Annotated in this window: 29 protein-coding genes; 11 read left to right on the forward strand and 18 right to left on the reverse strand. The window is 75.8% G+C overall.

All coding sequences use genetic code 11. The features are described 5' to 3' along the window. Window positions 1-72 precede the first annotated feature (72 nt). The 9 genes from ACH4PY_RS19925 to ACH4PY_RS19965 all read right to left on the reverse strand — a co-directional run bounded on the left by ACH4PY_RS19925 (window position 73) and on the right by ACH4PY_RS19965 (window position 7,526). Window positions 73-1,338, reverse strand: a complete 1,266-nt coding sequence (locus ACH4PY_RS19925) for an MFS transporter (RefSeq protein WP_398184099.1) — start codon at window positions 1,336-1,338, stop codon at window positions 73-75. A gap of 94 nt (window positions 1,339-1,432) precedes the next feature. Next, window positions 1,433-3,178 (reverse strand): complex I subunit 5 family protein, encoded by a 1,746-nt coding sequence (locus ACH4PY_RS19930; protein ID WP_398184667.1) that lies wholly within the window; start codon window positions 3,176-3,178, stop codon window positions 1,433-1,435. Window positions 3,179-3,299: 121 nt separating this feature from the next. Then, complete coding sequence (locus ACH4PY_RS19935; RefSeq protein WP_398184102.1) at window positions 3,300-3,644, reverse strand: sodium:proton antiporter; 345 nt, start codon at window positions 3,642-3,644, stop codon at window positions 3,300-3,302. Beyond that, on the reverse strand, window positions 3,641-4,423 hold the full coding sequence (locus ACH4PY_RS19940; protein WP_398184104.1) for an MnhB domain-containing protein: 783 nt from the start codon (window positions 4,421-4,423) through the stop codon (window positions 3,641-3,643). The genes ACH4PY_RS19935 and ACH4PY_RS19940 overlap by 4 nt, the downstream gene beginning before the upstream one ends. Next, window positions 4,420-4,731, reverse strand: a complete 312-nt coding sequence (locus tag ACH4PY_RS19945; RefSeq protein ID WP_398184106.1) for a Na(+)/H(+) antiporter subunit B — start codon at window positions 4,729-4,731, stop codon at window positions 4,420-4,422. Before ACH4PY_RS19945 ends, ACH4PY_RS19940 begins: the two co-directional genes overlap by 4 nt. Continuing rightward, window positions 4,728-5,078 carry a monovalent cation/H(+) antiporter subunit G gene (locus tag ACH4PY_RS19950; RefSeq protein ID WP_398184108.1) on the reverse strand — a complete coding sequence of 117 codons (351 nt, stop codon included), beginning with the start codon at window positions 5,076-5,078 and terminating at the stop codon, window positions 4,728-4,730. The genes ACH4PY_RS19945 and ACH4PY_RS19950 overlap by 4 nt, the downstream gene beginning before the upstream one ends. Further along, window positions 5,075-5,359, reverse strand: coding sequence for a monovalent cation/H+ antiporter complex subunit F (locus tag ACH4PY_RS19955; RefSeq protein ID WP_398184111.1), 285 nt, complete (start codon window positions 5,357-5,359; stop codon window positions 5,075-5,077). The genes ACH4PY_RS19950 and ACH4PY_RS19955 overlap by 4 nt, the downstream gene beginning before the upstream one ends. Beyond that, a complete protein-coding gene (locus ACH4PY_RS19960; RefSeq protein ID WP_398184114.1) occupies window positions 5,356-5,862 on the reverse strand; it encodes a hypothetical protein in 507 nt (168 codons plus the stop codon). The genes ACH4PY_RS19955 and ACH4PY_RS19960 overlap by 4 nt, the downstream gene beginning before the upstream one ends. Window positions 5,863-6,392: 530 nt before the next feature. Then, window positions 6,393-7,526, reverse strand: coding sequence for a cation diffusion facilitator family transporter (locus tag ACH4PY_RS19965; RefSeq protein WP_398184117.1), 1,134 nt, complete (start codon window positions 7,524-7,526; stop codon window positions 6,393-6,395). 134 nt (window positions 7,527-7,660) lie between these two features. On the opposite strand from ACH4PY_RS19965, the gene ACH4PY_RS19970 reads away from it, so the two are divergent. From ACH4PY_RS19970 to ACH4PY_RS19980, 3 genes are all read left to right on the forward strand, one after another. Further along, on the forward strand, window positions 7,661-8,227 hold the full coding sequence (locus ACH4PY_RS19970) for a DJ-1/PfpI/YhbO family deglycase/protease (RefSeq protein WP_398184120.1): 567 nt from the start codon (window positions 7,661-7,663) through the stop codon (window positions 8,225-8,227). A 12-nt stretch (window positions 8,228-8,239) separates the two neighbouring features. Then, the gene (locus ACH4PY_RS19975) at window positions 8,240-9,823 is read left to right on the forward strand and encodes an MFS transporter (protein ID WP_398184123.1); all 1,584 of its coding nucleotides are present in this window, start codon (window positions 8,240-8,242) and stop codon (window positions 9,821-9,823) included. Window positions 9,824-9,891: 68 nt separating this feature from the next. Next, window positions 9,892-10,524, forward strand: a complete 633-nt coding sequence (locus tag ACH4PY_RS19980; protein WP_398184126.1) for an AAA family ATPase — start codon at window positions 9,892-9,894, stop codon at window positions 10,522-10,524. Window positions 10,525-10,539: 15 nt separating this feature from the next. On the opposite strand, the gene ACH4PY_RS19985 is transcribed toward ACH4PY_RS19980, so the two are convergent. Beyond that, window positions 10,540-11,067 carry a GNAT family N-acetyltransferase gene (locus ACH4PY_RS19985; protein ID WP_398184129.1) on the reverse strand — a complete coding sequence of 176 codons (528 nt, stop codon included), beginning with the start codon at window positions 11,065-11,067 and terminating at the stop codon, window positions 10,540-10,542. Between the two features lie 99 nt (window positions 11,068-11,166). Here ACH4PY_RS19985 and ACH4PY_RS19990 point away from each other — a divergent pair, with 99 nt between their 5' ends. Beyond that, window positions 11,167-11,655, forward strand: coding sequence for a GNAT family N-acetyltransferase (locus tag ACH4PY_RS19990; protein ID WP_398184132.1), 489 nt, complete (start codon window positions 11,167-11,169; stop codon window positions 11,653-11,655). 50 nt (window positions 11,656-11,705) lie between these two features. Here ACH4PY_RS19990 and ACH4PY_RS19995 read toward each other — a convergent pair whose 3' ends face one another. The 3 genes from ACH4PY_RS19995 to rpmG all read right to left on the reverse strand — a co-directional run bounded on the left by ACH4PY_RS19995 (window position 11,706) and on the right by rpmG (window position 12,992). Continuing rightward, window positions 11,706-12,353 carry a hemerythrin domain-containing protein gene (locus tag ACH4PY_RS19995; protein ID WP_398184135.1) on the reverse strand — a complete coding sequence of 216 codons (648 nt, stop codon included), beginning with the start codon at window positions 12,351-12,353 and terminating at the stop codon, window positions 11,706-11,708. A 170-nt stretch (window positions 12,354-12,523) separates the two neighbouring features. After that, complete coding sequence (locus ACH4PY_RS20000) at window positions 12,524-12,775, reverse strand: type B 50S ribosomal protein L31 (RefSeq protein WP_398184138.1); 252 nt, start codon at window positions 12,773-12,775, stop codon at window positions 12,524-12,526. A gap of 52 nt (window positions 12,776-12,827) precedes the next feature. Next, window positions 12,828-12,992: a 50S ribosomal protein L33 gene (rpmG, locus tag ACH4PY_RS20005; protein WP_398184141.1), complete on the reverse strand. Its 165-nt coding sequence runs from the start codon at window positions 12,990-12,992 to the stop codon at window positions 12,828-12,830. 294 nt (window positions 12,993-13,286) lie between these two features. On the opposite strand from rpmG, the gene ACH4PY_RS20010 reads away from it, so the two are divergent. Further along, complete coding sequence (locus tag ACH4PY_RS20010) at window positions 13,287-13,904, forward strand: TetR/AcrR family transcriptional regulator (RefSeq protein WP_398184670.1); 618 nt, start codon at window positions 13,287-13,289, stop codon at window positions 13,902-13,904. A gap of 320 nt (window positions 13,905-14,224) precedes the next feature. On the opposite strand, the gene ACH4PY_RS20015 is transcribed toward ACH4PY_RS20010, so the two are convergent. Together ACH4PY_RS20015 and ACH4PY_RS20020 are read right to left on the reverse strand one after the other, a co-directional pair. Next, entirely contained in the window at window positions 14,225-15,067 is an 843-nt protein-coding gene (locus ACH4PY_RS20015) for a VOC family protein (RefSeq protein WP_398184144.1), read from the reverse strand. 79 nt (window positions 15,068-15,146) lie between these two features. Next, window positions 15,147-15,881 (reverse strand): beta-glucanase, encoded by a 735-nt coding sequence (locus tag ACH4PY_RS20020; RefSeq protein ID WP_398184147.1) that lies wholly within the window; start codon window positions 15,879-15,881, stop codon window positions 15,147-15,149. Window positions 15,882-16,112: 231 nt separating this feature from the next. Here ACH4PY_RS20020 and ACH4PY_RS20025 point away from each other — a divergent pair, with 231 nt between their 5' ends. The 4 genes from ACH4PY_RS20025 to ACH4PY_RS20040 all read left to right on the forward strand — a co-directional run bounded on the left by ACH4PY_RS20025 (window position 16,113) and on the right by ACH4PY_RS20040 (window position 19,462). After that, window positions 16,113-17,105 carry an NAD(P)/FAD-dependent oxidoreductase gene (locus ACH4PY_RS20025; protein WP_398184149.1) on the forward strand — a complete coding sequence of 331 codons (993 nt, stop codon included), beginning with the start codon at window positions 16,113-16,115 and terminating at the stop codon, window positions 17,103-17,105. A 77-nt stretch (window positions 17,106-17,182) separates the two neighbouring features. Further along, window positions 17,183-17,851 carry a helix-turn-helix domain-containing protein gene (locus tag ACH4PY_RS20030; RefSeq protein ID WP_398184153.1) on the forward strand — a complete coding sequence of 223 codons (669 nt, stop codon included), beginning with the start codon at window positions 17,183-17,185 and terminating at the stop codon, window positions 17,849-17,851. Between the two features lie 43 nt (window positions 17,852-17,894). Next, window positions 17,895-18,080 carry a DUF6126 family protein gene (locus ACH4PY_RS20035; protein ID WP_398184156.1) on the forward strand — a complete coding sequence of 62 codons (186 nt, stop codon included), beginning with the start codon at window positions 17,895-17,897 and terminating at the stop codon, window positions 18,078-18,080. Window positions 18,081-18,202: 122 nt separating this feature from the next. Next, window positions 18,203-19,462: an amidohydrolase gene (locus ACH4PY_RS20040; RefSeq protein ID WP_398184159.1), complete on the forward strand. Its 1,260-nt coding sequence runs from the start codon at window positions 18,203-18,205 to the stop codon at window positions 19,460-19,462. A gap of 30 nt (window positions 19,463-19,492) precedes the next feature. Here the strand turns inward: ACH4PY_RS20040 and ACH4PY_RS20045 are convergent, their stop codons facing one another. After that, entirely contained in the window at window positions 19,493-20,467 is a 975-nt protein-coding gene (locus ACH4PY_RS20045; RefSeq protein ID WP_398184161.1) for an NAD-dependent epimerase/dehydratase family protein, read from the reverse strand. Between the two features lie 132 nt (window positions 20,468-20,599). On the opposite strand from ACH4PY_RS20045, the gene ACH4PY_RS20050 reads away from it, so the two are divergent. Continuing rightward, window positions 20,600-21,043 (forward strand): MarR family winged helix-turn-helix transcriptional regulator, encoded by a 444-nt coding sequence (locus tag ACH4PY_RS20050; RefSeq protein WP_398184163.1) that lies wholly within the window; start codon window positions 20,600-20,602, stop codon window positions 21,041-21,043. Between the two features lie 70 nt (window positions 21,044-21,113). Here ACH4PY_RS20050 and thrS read toward each other — a convergent pair whose 3' ends face one another. Further along, entirely contained in the window at window positions 21,114-22,352 is a 1,239-nt protein-coding gene (gene thrS / locus ACH4PY_RS20055) for a threonine--tRNA ligase (protein WP_398184165.1), read from the reverse strand. A gap of 225 nt (window positions 22,353-22,577) precedes the next feature. Then, window positions 22,578-24,095, reverse strand: a complete 1,518-nt coding sequence (locus ACH4PY_RS20060; protein ID WP_398184167.1) for a serine/threonine-protein kinase — start codon at window positions 24,093-24,095, stop codon at window positions 22,578-22,580. A gap of 245 nt (window positions 24,096-24,340) precedes the next feature. Here ACH4PY_RS20060 and ACH4PY_RS20065 point away from each other — a divergent pair, with 245 nt between their 5' ends. Next, window positions 24,341-25,867, forward strand: a complete 1,527-nt coding sequence (locus ACH4PY_RS20065; protein ID WP_398184169.1) for a Re/Si-specific NAD(P)(+) transhydrogenase subunit alpha — start codon at window positions 24,341-24,343, stop codon at window positions 25,865-25,867. Window positions 25,868-25,872 lie beyond the last annotated feature (5 nt).

Here is a 25,872-nt window from a genome sequence, read left to right on the forward strand (position 1 = left end):
CACGACCGTGCGGAAGGAAGGGATCCGCGGGTCCCGGGTCCACCGCCCAGGGCCCGCCTCCCGGGGCCCGTCTCACGCCGGAACGGCGCCCGCCGTCTCCAGGCGGCCGGGAGCGGTCGCGGCGCCGGGCTCTTCGCGGGCCGTCCGGGTGCGTTCGGCCCAGCGGGCGGCCGGTCCCATGGCGTAGGCGGCCGCGGCCGTCAGCGCCCCGAGCAGCAGCCAGCCGGGCGTGCCCCAGTCCAGCAGCAGGGTGGTCAGCACCAGGGGGCCGAGCGTGCGGGCGACGGTCACGCCGGTGCCGAAGAAGCCCTGGTACTCGCCGATCCGGTGGGCCGGGGCCAGGTCGAAGGACAGCTGCCAGGACCCCGCGGACTGCTGCATCTCGGCGACGACCTGGAGCACCGCGCCGGTGACGAGGACGACCGCGGCCGGTCCGGCCGAGCGCCCCTCCGACAGGGCGAGGACGGCGCAGCAGGCGAGCATCACCAGGCCCGACAGCCGGACCGCCCGCAGTGCGCTGCCGATGCCGGTGACGCTGCGCGCCGTCCGCACCTGGAACAGCGTGACCGCGAGGGTGTTGAGGACGAACAGCCCGGACGCCAGCCAGGCCGGAGCCCCGGTCCGCTCGGTGATCCACAGCGGCAGCACCAGGCTGAGCAGCGGCAGGCGCAGCATCAGCACGGCGTTGAGCAGCGCCACCAGTGCGTACGGCCGGTCGCCCAGCACACCGGGCCGCCGGACCGGTGCCACGGCGGGCGCCGGGGCCGTACCCGTCCCGGGACCGGCCGCGGGAAGGCGCAGCAGGAGCAGCGCGCAGCCCGCGAAGCACAGCGCGTCCAGCCCCAGCGCGGCGCGGTAGGCCAGGCCCGTCCCGATGCCCAGCGCGAGCCCGCCGACGGCGGCGCCCACCGCGAGGCCCCCGTTGAGCGTGGCCTGGAGCCGCGCCAGCAGCCGGGTGCGGTCACCGGGCAGGACGAGGCGGGCCAGCAGCGCCTGCCGGGACGCCGCCAGACCGGACTGCGCCGCGGTGTAGACGCAGGCGACGGCGACGAACGCGGCGAAGCCCCGTACCAGGAGGAAGGAGCCCACCGCCGCGGAGGTGGCGAGCGCCAGCAGCACCGCGGTGCCGCGCGGCCCGCGCCGGTCGGCGAGCCGGCCGAGGGGCACGCCGACGAGCGAGCCCACGCCCCAGGCGAGGGTCAGCCCGAGTCCGACGCGCCCGGCGGACAGCCCGCAGGCGCGGGTGAAGTACAGCGCCGACGTCGTGCAGAAGGCGCCGTCGCCGACGGAGTTGGCAAGCTGGGCCAGCGCGAGTCCGCGCTGCGGAGGGGTCGTCACACGGACGACGTTACGGGGCGGGCGGGCCGGTGTTCAGGCCCGGTTCCGGCGTATTTTCCTGGCCCACTTCCGCCGTTTGCCGCGCGGTGTGCGCTCACAGCTGCGCGGCGAGCGCCACCATGAGCCCGGCCAGGCCCACCATCAGCCAGGCGACGTAGTCGCCGATGTGGCCGGAGTGCAGGCGGCGCAGGGGGACGACGAACCGCCGCTCGGCGGACCGCACCGCCGCACGCAGCGGGCGCCCCGCCGGGTACAGCGCCAGGAGCGCGACCGCCGCCGCGGCACCGGCGGACAGCAGGCCGAGCAGCACACCGGGCACCGTCCACGCGGCCTCGGGCGCCGCCGGGGGCAGCGGTACGGGCGCGCCGTGGACCTGCGCCAGGTAGCCGGTGCGGTCGGCGAAGGCGGCGGCCGCGGTGCCGAGCGACCGGCCGGTGGCGGGCCACAGGCCGATCGCGAGGGCGCCCAGCAGCAGGGCGGCGGGCACGGCGGTCATGGTGCGCGGCACCCTGCGGCGCGGGTCGCGCACCTCGGGCTCCTCACCCGAACCGCTGGTCTCGACGTCGGAGTGGCTCGGCTCGGGCCGCGGCCCGGCGCCGCGGAAGATACGCAGGCCCGCGCGCAGCACGGCGCCGCCGGTCAGCGCCGACACCAGGACGTAGAGCGCGGGGAGCCACGGCAGGTGCTCCCCCGCCGCGTGCTCGGCGACGGCCTTGCCGAGCGCGGTGCCGAACGGCGGGAGCCCGGCGAGCGCGAGGGCCCCGGTGAGGAACAGCGCGCCGGTGTACGGCGAGCCGCGCTCCGTGCCGTACAGGCCGTGCTCGTCGACCGAGCCGTGCCGGTCGAGCAGGACGCCGGTCAGGCCGAAGAGCGCGGCCTTGACCCCGGCGTGCCCGGCGACGTAGAGCGCGGTGCCCGCGGTGGCGTCCGCGCCGTGCAGGCTGAGGCCGAGCAGCCACAGCCCGGAGTGCGCGATCGTGGAGAAGGCCAGCATCCGCTTGAGGTGCCGCTGCTGCCAGCACATGACGGCGCCGGTCAGGGCGGTCAGCGCGCCGAGCGTGCCCAGGGTGCGGGTCACCGCTTCCGCGGGGATGCCGCCGGGGCCCGCGAAGACCGTGAGGTAGACGCGCGCGGCGCCGTACAGGCCCAGCTCGACCATGACGCCGGACATCAGCATGCACACCGGGGTGGGCGCCACGGCGTGCGCGTCCGGCAGCCAGAAGTGGAAGGGCACGATCGCCGCCTTGACCAGCAGCCCGGCCATGACGAGCACGAAGGCGGTGACGGTGAGCGCGTCGGCGCGGTGCCCGGCCAGCGCGGCGCCGGTCTGCGCCATGCCCAGCTCGCCGGTGCGGGCGTAGAGCAGTCCGATGCCGAGCAGCGAGCAGTACGCGGCGAGCGAGTTGACGACGCCGAAGGTGAGGGCGCCGTGCAGCGGGCGCGGGTCCTCGATGCGGAAGCCCGTCAAGGCGTAGGCGACGACGCCCATCAGCTCGAAGAACACGAACGCGTCGAAGAGGTCGCCGGTGAGCGCGAAGCCGCACATGCCCGCCTCGAAGAGCAGCAGCAGCGCGGGGAAGGTGCCGCGGTGCCGGGCGGGCGGCTCGTCGAAGTAGCGCCAGGAGTAGACGAGGACGGCCGTGACCAGCAGCGCGACGAGCAGGGCGAGGCCGGCGCCGAGCCGGTCGGCGACCAGGACGATGCCGACACTGTGCCCGCCGTGCGGCGTCCACCCGCCGGCCCAGGACACCACGCGCCCGCCGCGGTCGCCGATCCGCGCCCACAGCAGGGCGATCTCCGCGGCGGTCCCGGCGGCGAACGCGGTGGCGAGCGCGTCCATGGCGGTGCGCGGCAGCACCCGCCCGGCCAGCACCAGCACCGCGGCGCCCAGCAGCGGGAGCGCCACGGCGAGCGGCAGCAGATCGGCGGTTCCCCCTCCGGTGGACGGCACGCGGACGCCCTCAGCCCCTCAGGTCGGTGAGCGCTTCCGGGTCCACCGTCCCGGTGCGCTTGCGGATCTGGATGACCAGGCTCAGCAGCAGTGCGGTGACGGTCGCCCCCACCACGACGTCGGTCAGGACCAGGGCCTGCACCACCGGATCGACCACGGTCGTACCGACGGGGATGTCCGAGAAGACCGGGGCGGTGCCGCCGCGCCGGTAGCCGATGCCGAGCAGCAGCACGTACGTCGAGGACTGGGTCACCGCCAGGCAGCCGACGGCGTGCACCAGGTTGCGGCTGGTGACCATGCCGTAGACACCGACGAGGAAGATCCAGCCGGCCGCGAGAAAGGGCAGCACACTCACCGTTCGTCTCCTTCTTCGCGCGGGCCGCCGGGGGGTGCGGGTGGATGTGCGGCGGGCTCGTCGATCTCCACGGCCTGGTCCAGGAACTGCGCGACGAGCACGATCACGCCCGAGGCGACCTCCACCCCGACGGCGGCGTTCACCAGCGGCACCAGGCCGCCGGAGGCCAGCTGGTTGAAGGTGCCCAGCGGCAGCACGTTCTGCAGGAAGGCGCCGCCCGCGATGAGCCCGGCGAAGCCGAGCGCGGTGAACGCCCCCGCCCCGACCGCGTCCAGCGCGGCGAAGACGGCGAGCGGGCGCACCCGGCGCAGCACCCGGTAGTCGGCCGCCACGTACGCCAGGTGCAGCCCCGTCGCGAGCAGCACCCCGCCCTGGAAGCCGCCGCCGGGGCTGAGCTGGCCGTGCGCCACGACGTACCCGCCCACCAGCACCGTCACCGGCAGCAGCCCCGCACCGAGCAGCAGCGTGGACGGCAGGACGGGGTGCGGCGCGGGCTCCGCGCGGTCCTCGTCGCGCGCCCGGCGCAGCAGGACGAGGGAGCCGAGGACCGCGCCGAAGAGGATGGACTCCTCACCGAGGGTGTCCAGGGCGCGCTGGTCGAAGTTGACCGACGAGATCACGTTCGCGGTGTGCTGCCGCACCGACGCCGCGACCGCCCTGGTGCCGTACGGGTGGTCGGCGGTGCCGAAGTGCGGCAGGCCGGTGCACGCGAGGGAGAAGAAGACCGCGAAGACGGCGGCGGCCAGCAGGAAGACGATGCCGCGGGCGCGCCGGTTCACCGCCCGCTCCCCCGCTCGCGCCGCGCCGCGCCGCCGTCCCGCGGGCGGTCGCGCGCGCCGCGGCGCACCTTGCGGACCGTCAGCAGGATCAGCAGCGGGGTGATCGCGCTGCCCACCGCGAGCTGGGACAGGGCCACGTCGGGCGCCTGCACCAGCAGGAACAGCAGCGCCAGGCACACCCCGAGCGCCGAGAGCAGCACCGACTGGCGCACCGGGTCGCGGGTGAGCGCGGCGGCCGTCGCGGCGGCCACCACCAGGACGAGCGCGGCGCCGACGAGGAAGTCGGCTGCCGCGGTGGGGGTGTTCACGTCGGCGGCTCTCCTTCCGCCGCCCCGTCCTCGTCCGTCCGCGCCCCGGTCGCGGGGGCGGGCGCGGCGCCGGTGCGGATCATCGTGCGGCCGACGACGATCGTGACAACCGGCCCGGACACGGCGGTGAGCGCGCCGACGACCAGCAGCTTCACCGCCGCCCGGCCCGCGCCCGCGTCCACGGCGAGGCCCAGGCACAGCAGCGGGACGCCGAGGCCCGTCGCGGGCGCGAGCGCGTGCAGCCTGCCGTACGCGGTGGGCAGCACCGCGAGCGCCGCGGCGGCCAGCAGCAGGGCGGCCGCGCCGCACCACAGCAGCGCGAGCGCGAGGACGTGGGTCGCGCTCACCCCCGCTCCTCCGCCTCGTCCGAGCCGTCCGCCCCTCCCGCGAGGCAGCGGGCGTACACCAGCGTGGACGTCGGCGCGAGCACCGCCGCGACGAGGGCGACGTCCACGTACGACGAGCGGTGCATGCCGCGCGCGGCCAGCAGGAAGACGGCGACCGCCATGGTCCCCGCGAGGGAGGTCGCCGCGAGGCGCTGCGCGGGCGCGCCGCGGCACGCCCGCCACACGCACGGCCCCACCCCCGCGGGCAGCAGCACGCACGCGGCGAGCAGCCAGGCGTTCACTCCGGCCGCCGCACGCCGAGGGCCCGCTCGACCGGTGAGGGCCGCCGGTTCGTGCCGCCCAGCAGATGGACGGTCAGTTCCGGGGCCGGGCCCGGCGCGATGTCCACGACGCACGCGCCCGGCGTCGCGGACAGCAGCACCGCGACGACGGCGGGGTCGCCGCCCGCGGGGAGGCGTACGGCGACCGGGCCGTCGTCGGCGGATCCGCCGTCCCGGCGGAACAGGGCGCGGACGACGGCCCGGGCCAGCTCCGCCGTCTCGCGCAGCAGGGCCGCGGGCAGCGCGGCGAGCGCCGCGGCGGTACGGCGGTCGGCCCGGACCGCGGGCCGCTCCGCACGGCGGACGGCGTCCGCGGCGCAGCCGCCCAGCAGGGCGAGGCCGCCGCCGACGGCCCACTCCAGGGGAGTCACGGCCGAGATGAGGATCACGTAGAGAACGAGCAGGAGGCCCGTCCATGCGAGGACGGTGACGGCCGAGGCGAGCGCGTGGTGCGTCCTGCGCACTTCCTGGCCTCCCTCCCGCGTGTGCGCGGTGCGGCCGGGTCGGCCGCGCCTACGCATGGGCTACGCCATGGCCACCGTCTGTCCCGCGCGCCGCGCCGGAAACCCGGCGGGTGCCGCTCGTGCGGCGTAGGGGGCCTGGCCCGCTCCCGCGGGTTGGCTGCGCTTCTGGGGCGCTACGGGGTGCGCCTTGCGGTGGGCACCGCGGCCTTCCCGCCGCTGGGGGCTGGGCGCGCAGTTCCCCGCGCCCCTCGACGCCACCGGCTGCCCCTTGCGGCGGGTGCCGCGACCTTCCCGCCGTCGGGGTTGAGCGCGCAGTTCCCCGCGCCCCTTGGCGCCACCGGCTGCCCCTTGCGGTGGGTGCCGCGACCCTCCCGCCGTCGGGGCTGAGCGCGCAGTTCCCCGCGCCCCTGGGACGCTACGGGGTGCGCCTTGCGGTGGGCACCGCGACCTTCCCGCCGCTGGGGGCTGGGCGCGCAGTTCCCCGCGCCCCTGGAAGGTGCGCCCCCGGGGGGAGTGGGGCCTGGTGGGGGTCAGGGGGAGAGGTCCGTGTCGTCCTGGGCTGCGGCTGCGCGGTCGATCGCGTCGCGGTGGGCCGCGGCGCGGGCGCGGTCGGTGGTGTCGGCGTCGACGATGTCGAGGAAGATCTCGGTGAAGGCCGGGCAGCCGCGGTGGAGTTCGGCCTTGATGCGGACGCTGACCTCCTCGACCTGCTCGCTGTCGATGCCCGCGCGCAGGTCGACGCGGGCGGCGAGCAGCGCGGTGTCGACGCCGAGGCGCATGGTCTGGAGGGCGGTGACCGTGTCGATCTCGGGCTGTTCGGCGAGGATGCCGTAGGCCTGCCGCTGCTGGCGCGGGTCGGCGGCCTGGCCGACGAGCAGGTCGCGGGCGGCGCGCCCGAGGCCGTAGGCGACGAGGACCAGCAGGACGGCGATGGCCAGCGCGGCGGCGGCCTCCCAGCGCTGGGAGCCGGTGAGCTGGTGGCCGAGGACGCCCCCGGCGGCGAGCAGTACGCCGAGGACGGCGGTGGCGTCCTCGGCGAAGACGGTCCGCACGGTCGGGTCGTCGCTCGCGGCGACCTCACGGGCGAGGGTGCGGCCGTGGGACCGCGCGCGGGCCCGCAGCTGGGCGGCGGCGCGCAGCAGCGAGGTGCCCTCGGCGACGAGGGCGACGCCGAGGACCGCGTACGTGGCCACGAAGCCGCCGGTGGACTGGTGCTCGGGCGTGAACCAGGCGTGCAGGCCCTGGTAGAAGGAGAAGCAGCCGCCGGTGACGAAGATGCCGACCGCCGCGAGCAGCGCCCAGAAGTAGCGTTCCTTGCCGTAGCCGAAGGGGTGGAGGGCGTCGGGGCGGCGCCGGCTGCGGCGGACCGAGGCGAGCAGGAACACCTCGTTGAGGGTGTCGGCGACGGAGTGCGCGGCCTCGGCGAGCAGGGCCGGGGAGGCGGTGAGCGCTCCGGTCACCGCCTTCGCGAGGGTGATCAGCACATTGGCCAGCAGCGCGACGACGACGGTGCCGGTGGTGCGGCCGTCGTCGTCTGCCTGCCGCGGCGGGTCCGTGCCGTCGCCGTCGCCGGCAGTCACGGGCGACCGGGGCGCGCCGCGGGGGCGGCGGTGTCGGCGGCTTCGTCCATCGTGACGTCTCCTTGGCTCGTACGCGGTCGGCATTGTCCCTGGTCTGGCGCGTACCCGTCCTGTGCGGCGGCAATCGGCGGGGGTGCGGGACGGCTATGCATACCGGCGTTGCGGTCGGGCACGCGTGGGAGGACGGTGCGCAAGCACCCGGGAAAGGAGCACAGCCCATGGCCGGCAACGATCTCCAGGGGCGCAGGGTCCTCACGGTGGTCACGAACTACGGGGTCGAGCAGGACGAGCTGATCGTCCCCGTCGACCATCTGCGCGGCAACGGCGCCGACGTCGACGTGGCGGCGGTGTCCGGGGAGCCGGTGCAGACGCTGGTCGGCGACAAGGACCCGGGCCGCAGCGTCCCGCCGACGACGACGCTCGACGACGCCGATCCGGCGGGTTACGACCTGCTGCTGGTGCCGGGCGGCGCGCTGAACGCCGACCATCTGCGGATGGACCACCGGGCGGTGGAGACGGCCCGCGCCTTCGCCGCCTCGGGGCGGCCGGTCGCGGCGATCTGTCACGGCCCGTGGGCGCTGGTCGAGGCGGACGTGGTGCGCGGCAAGACGCTCACGTCGTACCCGTCGCTGCGTACCGACATCGGCAACGCGGGCGGCCGCTGGGTGGACCGCCCGGTGGTCGCCGACGGCACCGGCGGCTGGACGCTGATCACGTCGCGGACGCCCGACGACCTGGACGACTTCCTCCGCGAGGTGGAGGCGGCGCTGGTCACATCACCCTGAGAGGCAGGCACCATGGCGACCAGGGCCCAGACCCCCGCCGCGGCAAAGGCCGCACCCTCGGGCGGACAGGCGCAGCAGGGCGAGGTCCACCGCTGGTGGACGCTGACGGCGGTGTGCGTCGGCACGTTCATGCTGCTGCTGGACATCACGATCGTGAACGTCGCGCTGCCGGACATCCAGCGGGAGCTGCACAGCAGCTTCTCCGACCTGCAATGGGTCGTCGACGCCTACGCCCTCACCCTCGCCTCGACGCTGCTGACGTGCGGCTCGCTGGCGGACCTGTTCGGGCGCAAACGCGCCTACCTGGGCGGTCTCACCGTCTTCACGATCGCCTCGCTGCTGTGCGGGCTGGCCACCGGCACGCTCTTCCTGGAGCTGTCGCGCGGGCTCCAGGGCATCGGCGGCGCGGCGATGTTCGCGGTGTCGCTGGCGATCCTCGCCGAGACCTTCCACGGCCGCGAGCGCGGGCTGGCCTTCGGGGTGTGGGGCGCGGTCACCGGCCTGGCCGTGGCGGTCGGGCCGGTCGTGGGCGGCGCGCTGACCTCGGGGATCTCCTGGCGCTGGATCTTCTTCGTCAATGTGCCGGTCGGGCTGCTGGCGCTCGCGGTGACGTGGAAGCGGGTCCGCGAGTCGCGTGACCCGCGGCCGCGGCGGCCGGACTGGTGGGGCTTCGCGGCCTTCACCGGCTCGCTCGCCTTCCTGGTCTTCGCGCTGATCAAGTCCGGCGAGCGGGGTTTCACCGACACCCTCGTGCTGGAGTGCTTCTCCGCCGCGGCGCTGCTGTTCGGCGCCTTCCTGGCGATCGAGGTCGCCGGACGCCACCCGATGTTCGACCTGTCGCTGCTGCGCAAGCCCACCTTCTCCGGCGGGCTGGTCGCCGCCTTCACCATGTCCGCGTCGATCTTCGCGATGTTCCTGTACCTGACGCTCTACATCCAGGACGTGCTGGGCTACTCCGCCTTCGGCACGGGTCTGCGGCTGCTGGTGGCCTCCGGGCCGATCTTCGTGGTGGCCGCGGTCTCCGGGCGGCTGTCGTCGCGCGTGCCGGTGCGGCTGCTGATCGGGCCGGGCGGCATCGTGGTGGGCCTGGGCCTGCTGTGGATGCGCGGGCTGGGCGCGAGTTCGGACTGGACGCACCTGATCCCCGGCCTGCTGCTCGCGGGCGTCGGCATCGGCATGATCAACCCGCCGCTCGCGTCGACCGCGGTGGGCGTCGTCCCGGCCCGCCAGGCGGGCATGGCCTCGGGCGTGAACTCGACTTTCCGGCAGGTCGGCGTCGCGACCGGCATCGCACTGCTGGGTTCGCTGTTCGCCACCCGGGTGCAGTCGGTGGTGACGGAGCAGCTGAGCCGGATCCCCGGGCTCGGTCCGCAGGCCCCGCAGTTCGCGTCGGCGCTCACCAACGGCGAGTCCTCCGCCGCCATCGCGCACCTGCCGCCCGCGCAGCGCCCCGCGGCGGCCGCCGCGGCCCGCGCCGCCTTCACCTCGGGCCTGGACCACATCCTGCTGGTCGCGGCGGTCATCGCGCTGGTCGGCGGCGTGCTCTCGCTGCTGCTGATCCGCAGCCGGGACTTCGTCTCCCCGACGGAGGGCTGACCGCGTCGGCCGGCTCCCCCGCTCTCCGCCTCCGGCCGGGAGACGGTCCGGGCGCGTAGGGTCGGGGGATGCTGGTATGGATCAACGGGCCCTTCGGGGGCGGCAAGACCGCGACCGCGTACGAGCTGGCCAGGCGGGTCGCGGGCAGTGTGGTGTGCGATCCGGAGAACGTCGGCTTCGGGCTGCACCGGGCGCTGCCGCGGGCGCTGCGCGGGGACTTCCAGGACCTGAGGGCGTGGCGGGAGGGGGTCTTCGAGGTCCTCGACATCGCGGCGACCCGGCATCCGGGGGCGGTGATCGTGCCGATGACGGTCGTGGAGCCGGGGTATTTCGCCGAGACGGTCGGACGGCTGCGCGAGCGCGGGCACGACGTACGGCACTTCGCGCTGCTCGCCGAGCGGGAGACCGTCGTGCGGCGGCTGCGCGGCCGCGCCTTCGGGTGGGCGGTCGGGGCGGTCGCCGGGAAGGACGTCCCGCTGCGGCGGGAGAGCTTCGCGCTCGGGAAGCTGGACCTGTGTCTGGAGCGGCTGCGCGCGCCGGAGTTCGCCGAGCAGCTGTGGACCGACCGTATCGGCGTCCCGGAGGTGGCCGGGCGGATCGCCGCCCGCGCCGGGCTGGACGCGGCGCCCGACACCGACGGCCCGCTGCGGGGCGGGCTGCGGCGGACCTGGGTGAGCGTCAAGCACATCCGCCTCGGCTGACCGGGCGGAACGGCCTCAGACCCGGCGGTCCAGGACCTGTCCGGGCCAGCTGCCGGACAGGAAGCTCTCGGTGCGGGTGAAGCCGCAGCGCTCGTAGAAGGCGACCAGGCCGCCCCCGCCGCCCGCCCAGCAGTCGACGCGCAGCAGCGACACGCCCGCCTGCCGGGTCTGCTCGGCGGCGTGCTCCAGCAGCGCCGCGCCGATGCCCTGCCCGGCGCGCCGCCGGTCGGAGACCAGCAGCCGGACGTAGCGCTCGGGTTCGGCGGCGGGCGCGATGGGCATCTGCGGGCTGGGGCCGGTGTCGAGCACCAGCGCCCCGGCGGGCACTCCGTCCACCTCGGCGACGAAGGGCATGTTCTCGGTGGTGTAGCGCTGCACCCGCTCCACCCCGCCGGGCTTGCGCGAGTACGGGGTGGTGCCCCACTGCTCGGTGTTGCCGCGGCTGTTCATCCACGCCACGGCGCCGTCGAGCATGTCGAGCACGGCGGGTGCGTCGGCGGGGCCGCCGGGCCGGATGCGTATGCGGGGCGCGCTGTCGTCCATGGGCGCCCAGCTTAGTGCCGCCGGGCGGACGGGACGGACGGCACGGGCCGGGCGGATAAGCGGTGGCGGCGGCCGTACGGCAGCGGGCAGGCTGGCCCGATGCTGATCGGGGAAGCAACCGACCGGGACTGGCCGGCCGTCTGGCCGTTCTTCCAGCGCATCATCACCGAGGGCGAGACGTTCACCTACCCGCCGGATCTGACGAGCGAGCAGGCCCGCGACTGGTGGATGGTCGCGGAGCCGTTCCGTACCGTCGTCGCGGTCGACGACGAGGGTGCCGTGCTGGGCACCGCGAAGATGAACCGCAATCACATGGGCAACGGCTCGCACATCGCGAGCGCCAGCTACATGGTCGACCCCGCCCACCAGGGCAAGGGCGTCGGGCGCGCACTGTGCGCGTACTCGGTCGAGTGGGCGCGGGCCGCGGGCTACCGGGCGATGCAGTTCAACGCCGTCGTGGCCTCCAACACCCCGGCGGTGGCGCTCTACCGGTCGCTCGGCTTCGAGGTCCTCGGGACGCTTCCCGAGGGCTTCCGGCACCCGCGGCTCGGCTACGTCGGCCTGCACATCATGCACCGCGCGCTGTGACGGGGCCCGCCGTACGGGACGTGGGCCGGCCCCGTACGGCGGTACGCCGGTCAGGCGGCAGGCGTCCCCCAGCGCCCGAGCGCGGCGAAGGCGGGCTGCCACTCGGCGGCGAGCTGGGCGCGCACCGGCTCGGGCATCGGCCGCAGCGTCACCTCGGCGTCGGCGGCGTCCGCGCCCTCCAGCAGCCACGGCAGCACCTGCGGCACCTTCGGGCCGAAACCCTTGCTGTGCTCGACCCCGAACTCCTGCAGCACCTCGGGCGTCGCGTGGGCGTCGACGATCGGGAGGCCCTCGTCCTCCTCGTGGGCCAGGTGGGCCGTCAGCCCCTCGGTCAGCAGCCCGAGCGCGGCGGCCAGGGCGCCGTCGTCCGGGCCGTCGGCGGCGACGGCGGCGTCCACGGCCTCCAGCGCCGGGTCGATGTGCGCGTGCTCGGCCTCCATCGCGTCCAGGACCGCCAGCAGCTCCGGCTTGCCCTCGACGGCCTCCCGTATCCCCGGCCACAGCGCGGCGTCCTCGGCGCTGTGGTGGACCAGCAGGACGTCCTTGAAGAGCTGCCAGCCGGGCGCGCCGCGGAAGACCTCGCGGGGATCGACGTCCGTACGGGCGGCGAGGGCGTTCATGTGGCCCAGCTCCCGGCGGAGGGCGTCGTGCATCACGTACATCATGGTGAAATCGGTCGACAGGTCGGGATTGCGCATCGGGTCTTCCTCTCACAAGGACGCGCCCCGCGGGTGCGTGCGGCGCGTAGGACGGTCGTCCCTGTGACGATTCCGGCGCGGGAAGTGTGACGGGCCGCGCTCCCCCGCGAGTGCGAGGGGGCGCGGCCCGGTGGTGCGCGGCCCCGTGCGGGCCGGTGGCTGCGGCCGGCTCAGCCGGCGGTGCGGCCGTAGCGGCGGCGGAAGCGTTCGACGCGTCCGGCGGTGTCGAGTTCGCGGGCGCGGCCGGTGTAGAAGGGGTGGCTCGCCGAGGAGATCTCCACGTCGACGACGGGGTAGCTCTGCCCGTCCGTCCAGACGACGGTGCGGTCGGCGGTCGCCGTGGACCTGGTGAGGAAGGCGAGGTCGCCGGCCTTGTCACGGAAGACCACGGGGCGGGACTCGGGGTGGATGCCGTGCTTCATGGGTGTCCTCTCGCGGTGGGGTCGGGGGCCGGTGCTGCCGTGGGCCGTGCGGTCAGCGCGCTTCGCGGAAGAGCACGTGCGCGCGGGCGACGGGGTCGTACTTGAGCAGCGTCAGCCGGTCGGGGTTGTTGCGCCGGTTCTTGCGGGTCACGTAGCTGTGCCCGGTACCGGCGGTGGAGCGCAGGGTGACCACGGGGCGCTGTTCGCTGCGGGCCATGGGACCACTTCCTCTCCGACATGGTTGTCGTTTTCGCCTTGCGGTCGGGTCAACGCACCCGGTCCCCCGGGCATTCCCGATCCCCGCGCGGCCCGCCGGTGAGCGCACGGCCGTGCGCCCCGCCCGCGTACCCTGGGGCGGATCGGCAACGGCGACCCGGCGGAGGCTTCGGTGGCGGCCACGAAATCGGCGCGGACGGCACGGGCGGCGGAGCCCTCCCGTACGGCGGGCGCCGCCCGGACCGCGCGCGGCGGCGTCGACGGCAGGGTCGCGCGCGGCAACGAGACCCGGCGCCTGGTGCTGGGCCACGCGGTCGCCGTGGCGTCGGTCGAGGGCCTGGACGGGCTGACGGTCGGGCGGCTGGCGGGCGACCTGGGGCTGAGCAAGAGCGGGGTCTTCGCGCTCTTCGGCTCCAAGGAGGATCTGCAGCTCGCGACCGTGCGCACCGCGATCCGCATCTTCCTGGAGCATGTCGTGCACCCGGCGCACGAGCTGCCGCACGGCGTCGACCGGCTGTGGCAGCTGTGCACGGGCTGGCTCGCGTACTCGCGGGGGCGGGTCTTCCCGGGCGGCTGCTTCTTCTACGCCGCCGCCGCGGAGTACGACGCCCGGCCGGGCCGGCTGCACGACACGATCGCGGCGGCGCGGCGGAACTGGTTCTCCTTCCTGGAGCAGACGCTGCGCGAGGCGCAGCAGGCGGGGCAGGCGCGGGCCGACGTGGACCGGGCGCAGCTCGTCTTCGAGATCTGCGCGCTGATGGAGCTGGCCAACGGCGAATCGGTGCTGCACGGCGACGACTCCGGCTACCGGATGGCGGCCCGCGGCATCCTGAACCGGCTGCGGGACGCGGCAACGGACCCGGCCCTGCTCCCTGCCGAGCCTGCCGAACCCGCCGAGCCTGCCGGGGCCTGAGGCGGTGTTCCGCGGTGGACCGCCAGCACGGAAAGGGTTCAGCTTTTAGCACGACCGTTCGTGTATATTCTGCGGCACACGGGCGGAAGGCGGGGGCATGGAGCAGTGGCAGGGCCGAAGCGAGGGCCAGGGTCGGAGCCTGCGGACGGCCGGGCGGTCCGCAGGGCCCAACCAGTGGGTCAAGGACCAGATCGACGCGATGATCGACGCGGCGCCGCTGCCGCCCATCCCGCCGCCTGGCCCGATGGGGCGCGGCTGCCGGGCGCTGCGTTCGGCGCTGCGGCGCGGACGGGCGGCCCGGACCGCGGGCGCGCTGCCCGCTACCGCGACGGCTCCGGGGGCGACGAGCGCGCGAACACCGTGAACAGCCCGCCGTCCGGATCCCGGATGTCGGCCCAGGGCCCTTCGGCGTTCTCACCCGCGTCGACGACGGAGGCGCCGAGGACGCGCGCGGCCTCGACGGTGGCCGGCACGTCGTCGACGGCGAAGGCCACCGACCAGTGCGGGCGGGCGAGCGGGTCCGGCGCCGCCTCGACGGCGCCGGAGGAGATCCGGGCGACGACGCTGCTGCCCGTCCGTACGACGACCTCGGCCTGGTCGAACTCGTAGCCGACGGTGCAGCAGTCGGCCTCGTCGTCGGCCCACTGGAGCACGCCGCCGTAGAAGATCGCCGACTCGAAGGCGTCCCGGGTGTGCAGGCGTACGACGACGGGGCCGCGGTCGTGCCAGGACTGCCATCCGCCGGGCAGCCGGCCGTCCCAGACGCCGAAGACCGCGCCGTCCCGGTCGGCGGCGAGCACCGCGCGGCCGGAGGCGAAGGACACCGGGCCGAGTGCGACGGTGGCGCTGCGCTCGCGGATCCGGGCCGTCGCCTCGTCGGCCTGCGGGACGGCGAAGAAAGGCGTCCACACGACGGCGACCTGCATGTCCCCGGCGACGGCGCCGATCGTGGCGACCGGCAGGCCGTCACTGAGGGCGACCGCGAACCGCGAGCCGAGCGTGGTCGAGCGGAACTCCCAGCCCAGCACGGTGCCGTAGAACTTCTCCGAGGCGGCCAGATCGCGCGCGGTCAGGCTGACCCAGCAGGGGGCACCGCGCGCCACATCCGTGCCGGGCGCACCGGCGGGGTGGGGGTGGGTGTGCGACGGCTGTCGCCGGGTCATCGCACCGACTCCGTTCCATGGCTCAGGGATCCCTGGCGCGCAGGGATGGTGATGCTCCGCCTGCCCGCTTTCGCAAGGATCAATCATGCGATCTTTCGGCGGGCGGAACGCGGGGGATCGCGGGCACCGGGCGGCGCACGGTCAGGCCCGTGCACTGCCACGCCAGCTCGTCCGCGCCGGGCGCAGGCGGCAGGTGGCCGTACCGCCCGGCGGCGACGCTGACGCTCACCACGGGCCAGGCGCGCCAGTGCGGGCCGACGCCGCGGTTGTCGGCGTAGAGCAGGCGCCCGTCGGCGTACCACTCGACGCTGCGGGCGCCGAGGACGACGCGCAGCAGGAACGGGACCCCGGGGGTGACGGCGCCCTCGGCGTAGTGCCCGGCGGCGCGGACGTGGTTGGTCAGCTCCAGCATCCGCGGGTGGTCGGGGTGGTACTCGAAGGCGTCGACCTCGCCGTGGCCGGGCTGGGGACCGTGGCCGGCGTCGCGCCCCCACGTCCACAGCGCGGGCCAGGCGCCCTGGACGTCGTGGACGACGCAGGTGGCGCTCAGCTCGTCCTCCGGCAGCAGCTCGAAACCGCCGGGGGCGTACTCGGTGGAGACCAGCGCGCAGTGCCAGGCGCCGTCCGGCGCGCGGCGGGCGGTGAAGACCCCGTCGGCGGTCGGCGCGTAGCCGGGGCCGATGCGGTCGAGCTTGTTGTCGCCGGGGTTGCGCCCGTCCTCGGGATAGGCGGAGGTGCGGCCTGCCGCCCAGGCCGTCCGGTCGGTGAAGGGCGCGTCGAAGACCACCGCTGCGGTGGTGCGGTCGGTCATCATGCGGGGCTCCCTGCTGCTGGTCGGCGTCGGCCGGAATTGCCCCTATTGAATCGGGTTCGACCGGGTGACCGGCAGCGGCGTGCGGGAGCGTGCACCGGCGCGAACCGGACGGCGTACGCCCCACCCGTGCCGGGCCCGCCCGGCGGACCTGCCCCGTGTTGCCGGAACGGCACCGACATTTGCCGTTCCGGGCGTCCTGCGCCGACCATCGCGGGCGAGGAGGCACCTGACATGACGCACACCCATCCGTACGACAGCCCCGCCGCCCACCACGAGGTCCTGGTGATCGGCGGTGGCGCCGCGGGACTCGCCGCGGCCTCGACGCTCGCCCGCGCCCGCCGCTCCGTCCTGGTGATCGACGCCGGCCGGCCGCGCAACGCGCCCGCGTCCGGCGTCCACACCTACCTCGCCCGCGAGGGCACCCCGCCCGCCGAACTGCTCGCCGCCGGACGCGCGGAGGTGCGCGGATACGGCGGCGGGATCCGGCAGGGCACCGCCACCGCCGCCGAGCGCACCGCCGACGGGGGCTTCCGGGTCACGCTCGACGACGGGACCGTCCTGACCGCGGCCCGGCTGCTGGTCACCACCGGCCTGACCGACGAGCTGCCCGCCGTCCCGGGCCTGGCCGAGCAGTGGGGCCACGGCGTGCTGCACTGCCCCTACTGCCACGGCTGGGAGGTGCGCGACCGCGCCGTGGGCGTGCTCGGCACCTCGCCGCTGGCCGTGCACCAGGCCCTGCTGTGGCGGCAGTGGACCCAGCACGTGACCCTCTTCCTGCACACCGCGCCCGAACCCGACGACGAGGCGTACGAGCGGCTGGCGGCGCGCGGCATCGCGGTCGTCGACGGCGAGGTCACCCGGCTCGTCGCGGAGGACGGCCGGCTCACCGCCGCCGAGCTGGCCGGCGGGCAGCGGGTCGGCGTCGACGCGCTGGCCGTCGCCACCCGGCTCACCGCCAACTCGGCGCTCCTGGACGGCCTCGGCCTGGCGGCGGAGGAGGTGCAGATGGGCGAGCTGTCGATCGGCACCCGTATCCCCGCCGACCCGACCGGCGCCACGGACGTGCCCGGCGTGTGGGTCGCCGGCAACGTCGCCAACCCGGTGGAGCAGGTCATCGGCGCGGCTGCCGCCGGGGTGCGCGCGGGCGCGGCGGTCAACGCCGACCTCGTCGAGGCCGACACCCGGCGAGCGGTGGAGGCGGCCCGCGCGACTGCCGGGGCGTAGTCACCGGCGAAACGAGGGATTTTGCCTCTGGGGCAAACTTTTTGCCCCAGAGGCACGCACTGCTGTTCCATGGACCCATGGCAGCCACCGACCACCCAGCCCCCGCACCGACCGCGGCCACCGCGCCCGGCGACGACCTGGTCCTGGCCCCGCGGCTGCGGGACCTGCGGCAGGCGGCGGGCCTGACGCTGGAGAACGCCGCCGCCCGCGCCGGACTGTCCGCCGCGCACCTGTCGCGGCTGGAGTCCGGGCTGCGCCAGCCGTCGCTCCCGGTGCTGCTCGGGCTCGCCCGGATGTACGGCACCACCGTCTCGGACCTGCTCGGCGAGACCGCGGGTGAGCCCGACCCCATCGTACGCGGTGCCACCGCCGCCGCGGTGCCCGCCGGGGGCTGGACGTACTGGCGGGCCGGCGGCAACGGGCGGGCCATGCAGGCGCTGCGGCTGCACATCCCGGCCGAGGCGGGCGCGCAGCGCGCGCTGGTGCGCGTGCACCCCGGCGAGGAGTGGCTGTTCGTCACCGGCGGCACGCTGGAGCTGACCCTCGGCGAGCGTGTCCACACGCTGGCGCCCGGCGACTCCGCGCACTTCGACTCGCTCGTGCCGCACCGCCTCGCAGCGGTCGGCGGCTCCGGGGCCGACGTGCTGTTCGTCCACACGCTCATGCAGAGCGAGACGTCGGCCCTGTGCGTCGGCGCCCCGTCGTCCCGTACTCCCGCGGCACACCGCGGACCCACCACCCACTGAGGCACATGACGCCGGGCACCCCGGCACCTTGGAGGAGCAGGACATGACCACCACCGACGGCACCCCGCACGACGTCCGCCCGCTCACCCCCGCCGTCGTCCCCACCACGAACGGCACCGAGCGCCGCAAGCAGCGCGGCGTCGTCCTGCGGGTGCTGGTCTACGTGGTCGTCGCGCACGGCCTCGCCGCGTACCTCTACTTCCTCTTCACCATCGCCGGCAAGAACTGACCCCTCCCCCCGTCCCCGCGCCGCGTCAGCGCCCCGCGGCTGTCCGCAGGGCGCTGACGTGGTCGAATGGTCGGCAGCAACCGCGCCGCCCGACCGCGGGCGGCCCATGGGAAGGGGATCCGATGGCGCTGCCCGACGACACCTGGCGGACCGACCTCCTGCCGGACCTCGAAGCGCTCTACGAGGACCTGCACCGCCACCCCGAGCTGTCCGGCCAGGAGCGCCGCACCGCCGCCAAGGCCGCGCAGGCCCTCGAGGCGGCGGGCTACGAGGTGACCGAAGGGGTCGGCGGCACGGGCGTGGTCGGGGTGCTGCACAACGGGCCGGGGCCGGTGGTGATGCTGCGGGCCGACATGGACGCGCTGCCGGTGCGCGAGAACACCGGCCTCCCCTACGCCTCCGAGGTCTTCGCGACCGGCCCCGACGGCGAGAGCGTGCCCGTCGCGCACGCCTGCGGCCACGACATGCACGTCGCGGCGCTGGCCGGGGCGGTGGCCGTGCTGGCACGGCTGCGGGCGCGGTGGTCGGGCACGGTGGTCGCGGTCTTCCAGCCCGCGGAGGAGCTGATGTCCGGGGCCAGGGCGATGATCGAGGACGGGCTCCTGGAGCGCTTCCCCAAGCCGTCGATCGTGCTGGGCCAGCACGTCGGGCCGCTGCCCGCGGGCTTCGTCGGCCACCGCGAGGGCGCGGTGATGGCGGGAGCCGACGTGGCCGACGTGCGGCTGTTCGGCCGCGGCGGACACGGCTCCCGCCCCGAGGCGACCGTCGACCCGGTGCTGATGGCCGCCTCGATCGTGGTGCGGCTGCAGGGCATCGTGGCGCGCGAGGTGCCGGCCGCCGAGACCGCGGTGGTCACGGTGGGGCGGCTCCAGGCGGGCACCAAGGAGAACGTCATCCCGGACACCGCACGGCTGGGCATCAGCGTCCGGTCCTACACCCCGGAGGTGCGGCGGCTGGTCGTCGAGGCGGTGGAGCGGATCGTCCACGCCGAGGCCGCCGCCAGCGGCGCGCCCCAGCCGCCGGAGATCAGCTGGGCCCCCGGCGCGCCGGTCCTGGTCAGCGAACCCGACGCGACACGCGCGGTGGCCGCCGACCTGGCCGCGCACTTCGGCGCCGACCGGATGCTGCCGCTGCCGCCGATCGCCGCGAGCGAGGACGTCGGCCTGTTCGGCGAGGCCGCGGGGGTGCCGACGGTCTTCTGGTTCTGGGGCGGCACCGACGCCGCGGCCACGATGGCCGCCTTCCAGGAGGGCCGGATGGACCAGCTGCCCAGCAACCACTCCCCCGAGTTCGCGCCGGTGGTCCAGCCGACGCTCACCACGGGCGTGGAGGCCCTCACGGTGGCGGCGCTGGGGCGCCTCGCGGTACGGGACGCGTCCTGACAGCCCTGCGGGACGCGTCCTGACGGCGGCTCAGCGGGGGTTGCCCGCCCGGAGCCAGGCCAGGTAGTCGGCGAGGCCGCCCGCCGTGTCGTACCCGGGCGCGTAACCGGTGTCCTCGCGCAGCCGCGTGACGTCCAGCCGGACGTCGGGACCCGCCGCCGGATCGCGTCCCGGCGGCAGCGCGAGCGGCACCTGCGGGGCGAGCCGGGCCAGCACCTCCAGGACCTCCGCGTAGGTGGTGATCCGGCCGGAGGCGACGTTGTACGTGCGGTGGCCGAGCCGCGGCGCGAGCTGGAGCAGGGCGAGCGCGCGGCCGCAGTCCGCGGCGTGGACCAGGTCGGCGCCCTGCCCGGCGCGCGGCGGGGCGTGCAACGCGGAGAGGTCGGGCGCGACGCCCCGGGCGGCGGCGTGCACGAGCTGCGGCAGCGCGAAGAAGGGCGACACCGGCCGCCCCAGCGGCCCCCAGACACCGGCGATCCGCGCGCTGACGACCTCGACGCCGGTGGCCTCGCCGAGGTGGGCGGCGAGCAGCTCGCCGACCTTCTTGAACGTCGGGATGACGTGCCCGGCCCCCATCCGCAGCGGCAGGTCCTCGCGCAGCGGCCCGGCGGTGGCGGGGGTTCCGGCGTAGACGCCGATGGTGCTCGCGACGACGACCCGGGAGACCTGCCGTTCGGCCGCCACCTGGACGACGTTGAGCAGACCGGCGAGCGCGTCACGGGCCGCCTCGACCGGGGCGGGGGCGCCGGGGGGCCAGGGGGCGGAGGGGGCGAGGTGGACGACGCCGGTGACGCCGTGGCGGGCGGCGACACGGCGCAGGGCCTCGGTGTCGGCGAGGTCTGCCTGCTCGACGTGGACGCGGGCGGCGCCGCGGGGCTCGGTGAGCAGGGCGGGCGGCGGGCCCGGCGGGCGGCGCTGGACCAGGACGCAGGACACGCCGCGGTCGAGCAGGGCGCGGGCGGTGTGCGAGCCGATGAAGCCGAGCCCGCCCGTGACGAGGATCATCCGTGGCGCTCCGTTCGGGAGGGGAGAGGTGGGAGGTGCGGGTGGGTCGCCGATGGCGTGCAGCGCCGCCTGACCGTCAGGCTAGGTGATCGTCAGCAGCACTGACGATCACGCTAACTGTAAGGTTCGGGGATGTCCACCACAGCTCCCGAGCTGCACGGCCGGCTCGGCCACCTCCTGAAGCACGCTCAGGCCAGGCTCGCCGCCCTCAACGCCGAGGCGCTCGCGCCCTTCGGCATCAGCGGCCGCGAACTGGCCGTGCTCCTGGTGCTCGCCGGGCAGGAGACCCCCGCCTCCCAGCAGCGGGCCGCCGCCCGCCTCGGCGTCGACCGCACCACGATGGTCGCCTTCCTCGACACCCTGGAAAGCAAGGGCCTGGTGGCCCGCCGCCCCGACCCGGCCGACCGGCGCCGCAACGTCGTCGTCCTGACCGAGCAGGGCACCGGCACCCTGCGCGACGCCACCGCCGCGAGCGACGAGGCCGAGCGCCGCTTCCTGGCGCCGCTCACCGCCGCGGACTCGGCCGGCTTCCGTACCGCGCTCCGGGACGTGGCCCTCTACGACGGCCCCGCCTGACCGGCCACCGGTACCCGCCGCCCCGAGCCGGGGCCGCGGCACGCCCGGGCGCACGGCCCCCGGGACGCCCTCACACCGCGCGTACCGCTCCGCCGTCCTCCCACAGCTCCGCGGTGCGCGCGCGGACCAGGGCCGCGACACGGGCCACCGCGTCCTCCGCCGGGAGCGCGGCGATCCGGCGCCCGTCGCGCAGCCGCAGCGCCGCGGAGCCGTCGGCGGCCTCGCGCGGGCCGAGCACGGCCTGCCAGGGAACGAGGCGCGCGGCGCGCACCCGGGCGCCGAGGGTGCCGCGGTCCGGGTGGGCGACCTCGGCGCGCAGCCCCTGCGCGAGGCAGTGGTCGAGCAGCCGCTCGGCGTACGGCACCTCGGCCTCGCCCAGCGGCAGCAGCGCCAGCTGGACGGGGGCGAGCCAGCCGGGGAAGGCGCCGCCGTGCCGCTCGACGAGATGGGCGACGGCGCGCTCGACGCTGCCGATCACGCTGCGGTGGACCATCACGGGGCGGTGCCGGCGGCCGTCCGGGCCCACGTACTCCAGACCGAAGCGCTCGGGCTGGTGGAAGTCGATCTGGACGGTGGACAGGGTGCTCTCCCGCCCGGCGGGGTCGGCGACCTGGACGTCGATCTTGGGCCCGTAGAACGCGGCCTCGCCCTCCGCCGCCTCGTACTCCAGCCCGGCGGCCTCCAGCGCCTCGACGAGCAGCGCCTCGGCCCGGCGCCACATACCGGCGTCGCCGACGTAACCGCCGCCGGGCCCGGCGAGCGACAGCCGGTGGCGCACGGGCTCGATGCCCAGCACCCGGTGCGCGCGGGCGATCATCCCCAGCGCAGTGCGGGCCTCGGCGGCAGCCTGGTCGAGGGTGCAGAAGATGTGCGCGTCGTTGAGCTGGATGGCGCGCACCCGGGTCAGGCCGCCGAGGACGCCGGAGAGCTCCGCGCGGTACATGCCGCCCAGTTCGGCGATGCGCAGCGGGAGTTCGCGGTGGCTGCGGGCACGGTGGCGGTAGATCAGCGCGTGGTGCGGGCACAGGCTCGGGCGCAGCACCAGTTGCTCGCCGCCGAGGTCCATGGGCGGGAACATGTCGTCGCTGTAGTGCGACCAGTGTCCGGACAGCTCGTACAGCTCGCGCTTGCCGAGCACGGGCGAGTGGACGTGCCGGTAGCCGGCGCGGCGCTCCTCCTCGCGGACGTAGGTCTCCAGCTCGTGCCGGACGGCGGCGCCGGCGGGCAGCCAGTAGGGCAGCCCGGCGCCGACGAGCGGGTCGGTGTCGAACAGGCCGAGTTCGCGGCCGAGCTTGCGGTGGTCGTGCATCGCGGGTCTCCCTCGCGGACGGCGAGGCGGGTGGCGGCACGTCGAAGCCCCGGGGCACCCGCCCCGGGGCTTCGCTCACGGACATCGGTCAGCGCGCCGGGACGTACTCCGGCGTCGTCGTGCGACCGTGGCTTCTCATGCAGCGCACGCTAGCGCGTACGTGCCGGCGGCGGCACCCGGTTTTCCGCCGCCGCCCCGCCGCCCCTCTGCCGCCCCGCCTTCGGCTCAGTCCTCCTCCGGGCTGTAGTAGTGCAAGGTGGCGTCGAACTGCGCGATCCAGGACTCCAGTTCGGCGGGTCGGCGGGTGGTGACAGCGCAGGAGAAGACGGTGCCGTCGCGCAGCGACACGCCCACCAGGAGGGTGTGGCCGCGTCCGGCGGCCCGTTCGCACCAGGCGAAGTCGACGGCGTGCCAGGGCACTTCCACGACCTGGCCGTCGGTGCCCAGCGACACGCCCGCGGAGTCGAGGACGACGGCGTTCTTGCGGTCCATGGCGAGGAATTCGGGCATCCCCGGCTGTCCCGCGCCCGCCCCCGGCGGCGGCAGCGGCGCCCCCGGCCCGTACGGCGACGGCGGCAGCGCACCGGCACCCGGCACGGCCCCCGGCACGTACGGCGGCCCGGCGGCGTACCCGGGCCCGCTGCCGTACGGCTGCCCCGCGGAGTACGGCGGCACCGGCGCGGCGGACACGGACCCGGCCCCGTACGCCGACGGCGGGTACGCGGGCGGCGGCGGAAGGGGCGACGGCGCGGCCCCGGACCCCGGCGGCGGCCCCGCGGCCGGGGCGGCCTGCCGCGGGAGGCCCGGCGCGGCGTCGGGCACCGGGGTGCCCTGCTCCCCCGTACCGGGTCCGGGCGGCACGGGCGTGTCGCGTTCGCCCGCGGCGGAGCCCGGTGGCACCGGCGTGTCGCGCTCGCGTGGCGGCGCGAGCGGGTACGACGTCGGCGCGGCGGGCGGGGCGGGCGGGGCGTCCAGCGGGCTGAGCCGGTCCAGCAGCTCGTCCGTGGTGGGACGCCACTGCGGTGACTTCGCCAGGCACGCGGCGACCAGGGCGCGCAGCCCGTCCGGAATCGCGGACAGGTCCGGGTCGCCGTGCACGGAGCGGTAGATCTGCGCGACCGGGGTGCCGCCGCCGAAGGCACTGCCGCCCGCGGCCGCGACGAGCACCGCGCCGAAGGCGAAGACGTCGGCGGCCGGCCCGACGTCGTGGCCCTCCGCCTGCTCGGGCGCGAGGAAGCCGGGCGTGCCGAAAGCCGTGCCGGTCGTGGTGAGACGCGCGTCGTCCATGGCGCGGGCGATGCCGAAGTCGAGCACGCGCGGCCCGTCCGCGGCCATGACGATGTTCCCGGGCTTGAGGTCCCGGTGGACCAGCCCGCAGCGGTGGATCGCCTGGAGGGCCTCGGCGAGCGCGGCCCCCAGCTCGCGCAGCCGCGGCTCGTCCATCGGCCCCTCGGCGGCGAGCAGTCGGCCCAGCGTCGGCCCGGGGACGTACGCGGTGGCGAGCCATGGTTCGGCGGCCTCCGGGTCGGCGTCGACGACCGGCGCGGTGTGGAAGCCGCCGACGCTGCGGGCGGCGGCCACCTCGGCGCGGAAGCGGGCCCGGAAGCCGGGGTCGCCTGCCAGTTCGGGCCGGACGAGTTTCACCGCCACCAGCCGGCCGCCGCGCGATTTCGCCAGCCACACCGTGCCCATGCCGCCTTCGCCGAGCTTGCGCACGACCCCGTATGTGCCGATCCGTTCCACGCACCCCTCCCGCGTCGGCCCCAGACTACGGGTCGGAGCGCGGGCGTACGGCGATCGCACTGTGGTGCGCCCGCGCCCGGGGCGGGATCATGCGGTTCTGCCGTGCCGTGTCCTGCCCGCGGCGCGGGCCGGGCCCGAACCGCGGCTGCTCTGCGGGCAGTCCCGGGCAGTCACCGCCTCGGCCGAGGTGGAACGCCGACCAGAGAGGACCCAGTGTGAGTCAGCAAGGTCAACGAGTGGGCGTCGTGTCCGAAGCACGCGACGGGGAGACACGGGTGGCGGCCACCGCGGTGACGGTCGCTCAACTGCGCGGTCTCGGCTACGAGGTGGTGGTGGAGTCCGGTGCGGGGCTCGCCGCCAGCATCGGCGACGACGCGTACCGGGAGGCCGGGGCCTCGATCGGGGACCGGACGCACGTGTGGGGCGCGGACGTCGTGCTGGCGGTCGACGCCCCCACGCAGGAGGAGATCGCGCTGCTGCGCGAGGGTGCGGTGCTGGTCTGCCTGCTGGCGCCCGCGCAGCACCCGGAGCTGCTGGAGGCGCTGGCGCGGGCGGGGGTGACGGCGCTCGCGATGGACGCGGTGCCGCGCATCTCGCGTGCCCAGTCGATGGACGTGCTCAGCTCCATGGCCAACATCGCGGGTTACCGCGCGGTGATCGAGGCCGCTCACGCCTTCGGGCGATTTTTCACCGGCCAGGTCACCGCCGCCGGCAAGGTGCCGCCCGCCAAGGTGCTGGTGGCCGGCGCGGGCGTGGCGGGGCTCGCGGCGATCGGCGCTGCGGGCAGTCTCGGCGCGGTGGTGCGGGCCACCGATCCGCGCCCGGAGGTCGCCGACCAGGTCAGGTCGCTGGGCGGCGAGTACCTGGCGGTGGAGTCGGCGGACGTCGAGGTCAGCTCGACCGGCTATGCCAAGGAGATGTCCGACGACTACAACACCCGCGCCGCCGCCCTCTACGCGCAGACCCTGCCGGACACCGACATCCTCGTCACGACCGCTCTCATCCCGGGCCGCCCGGCGCCGCGGCTGGTCACCGAGGAGATGGTGGCCGCCATGCGGCCCGGCAGCGTGATCGTGGACATGGCCGCGGCGCAGGGCGGCAACGTCGCCGGATCGGTCGCGGGCGAGACGGTCGTCACCGAGAACCAGGTCACCGTCGTCGGGTTCACCGACCTCGCCTCGCGGCTGCCCGCGCAGGCCTCGCAGTTGTACGGGACCAACCTGGTCAACCTGCTGAAGCTGCTGACGCCCGGCAAGGACGGGCAACTGGTGCTGGACCTCGACGACGTCGTGCAGCGCTCGGTCACCGTGACGCGCGGCGGCGAGACGACCTGGCCGCCCCCGCCGGTGCAGGTGTCCGCCGCGCCGCAGCCCGCGGCCCCGCCGCCCGCCGCGCCGCCGCCCGCGCCCGTCCGCAGCCGCCGCGCGACGGCCGCCCGCCGGTACGCGGTGGTGGGCCTCGGGGCGGCGCTGCTGTTCCTCGCGACGGCCTTCGCCCCGCAGCAGCTGATCGGCAACCTCACCGTCTTCGTGCTGGCCATCGTGATCGGCTACTACGTCATCGGCCATGTGCACCACGCGCTGCACACCCCGCTGATGTCGGTGACGAACGCGATCTCCGGGATCATCGTGGTCGGCGCGATGCTGCAGATCGGGCACGCGCACACCGCGGTCACCGTGCTGGCCTTCGCCGCTGTCCTGTTGGCGTCGATCAACATCTTCGGCGGCTTCGCGGTGACGCGGCGCATGCTGTCGATGTTCGCGAAGGACTGAGCCGC

Source organism: Streptomyces sp. NPDC021224 (assembly GCF_044332905.1).
Taxonomy (GTDB): domain Bacteria; phylum Actinomycetota; class Actinomycetes; order Streptomycetales; family Streptomycetaceae; genus Actinacidiphila.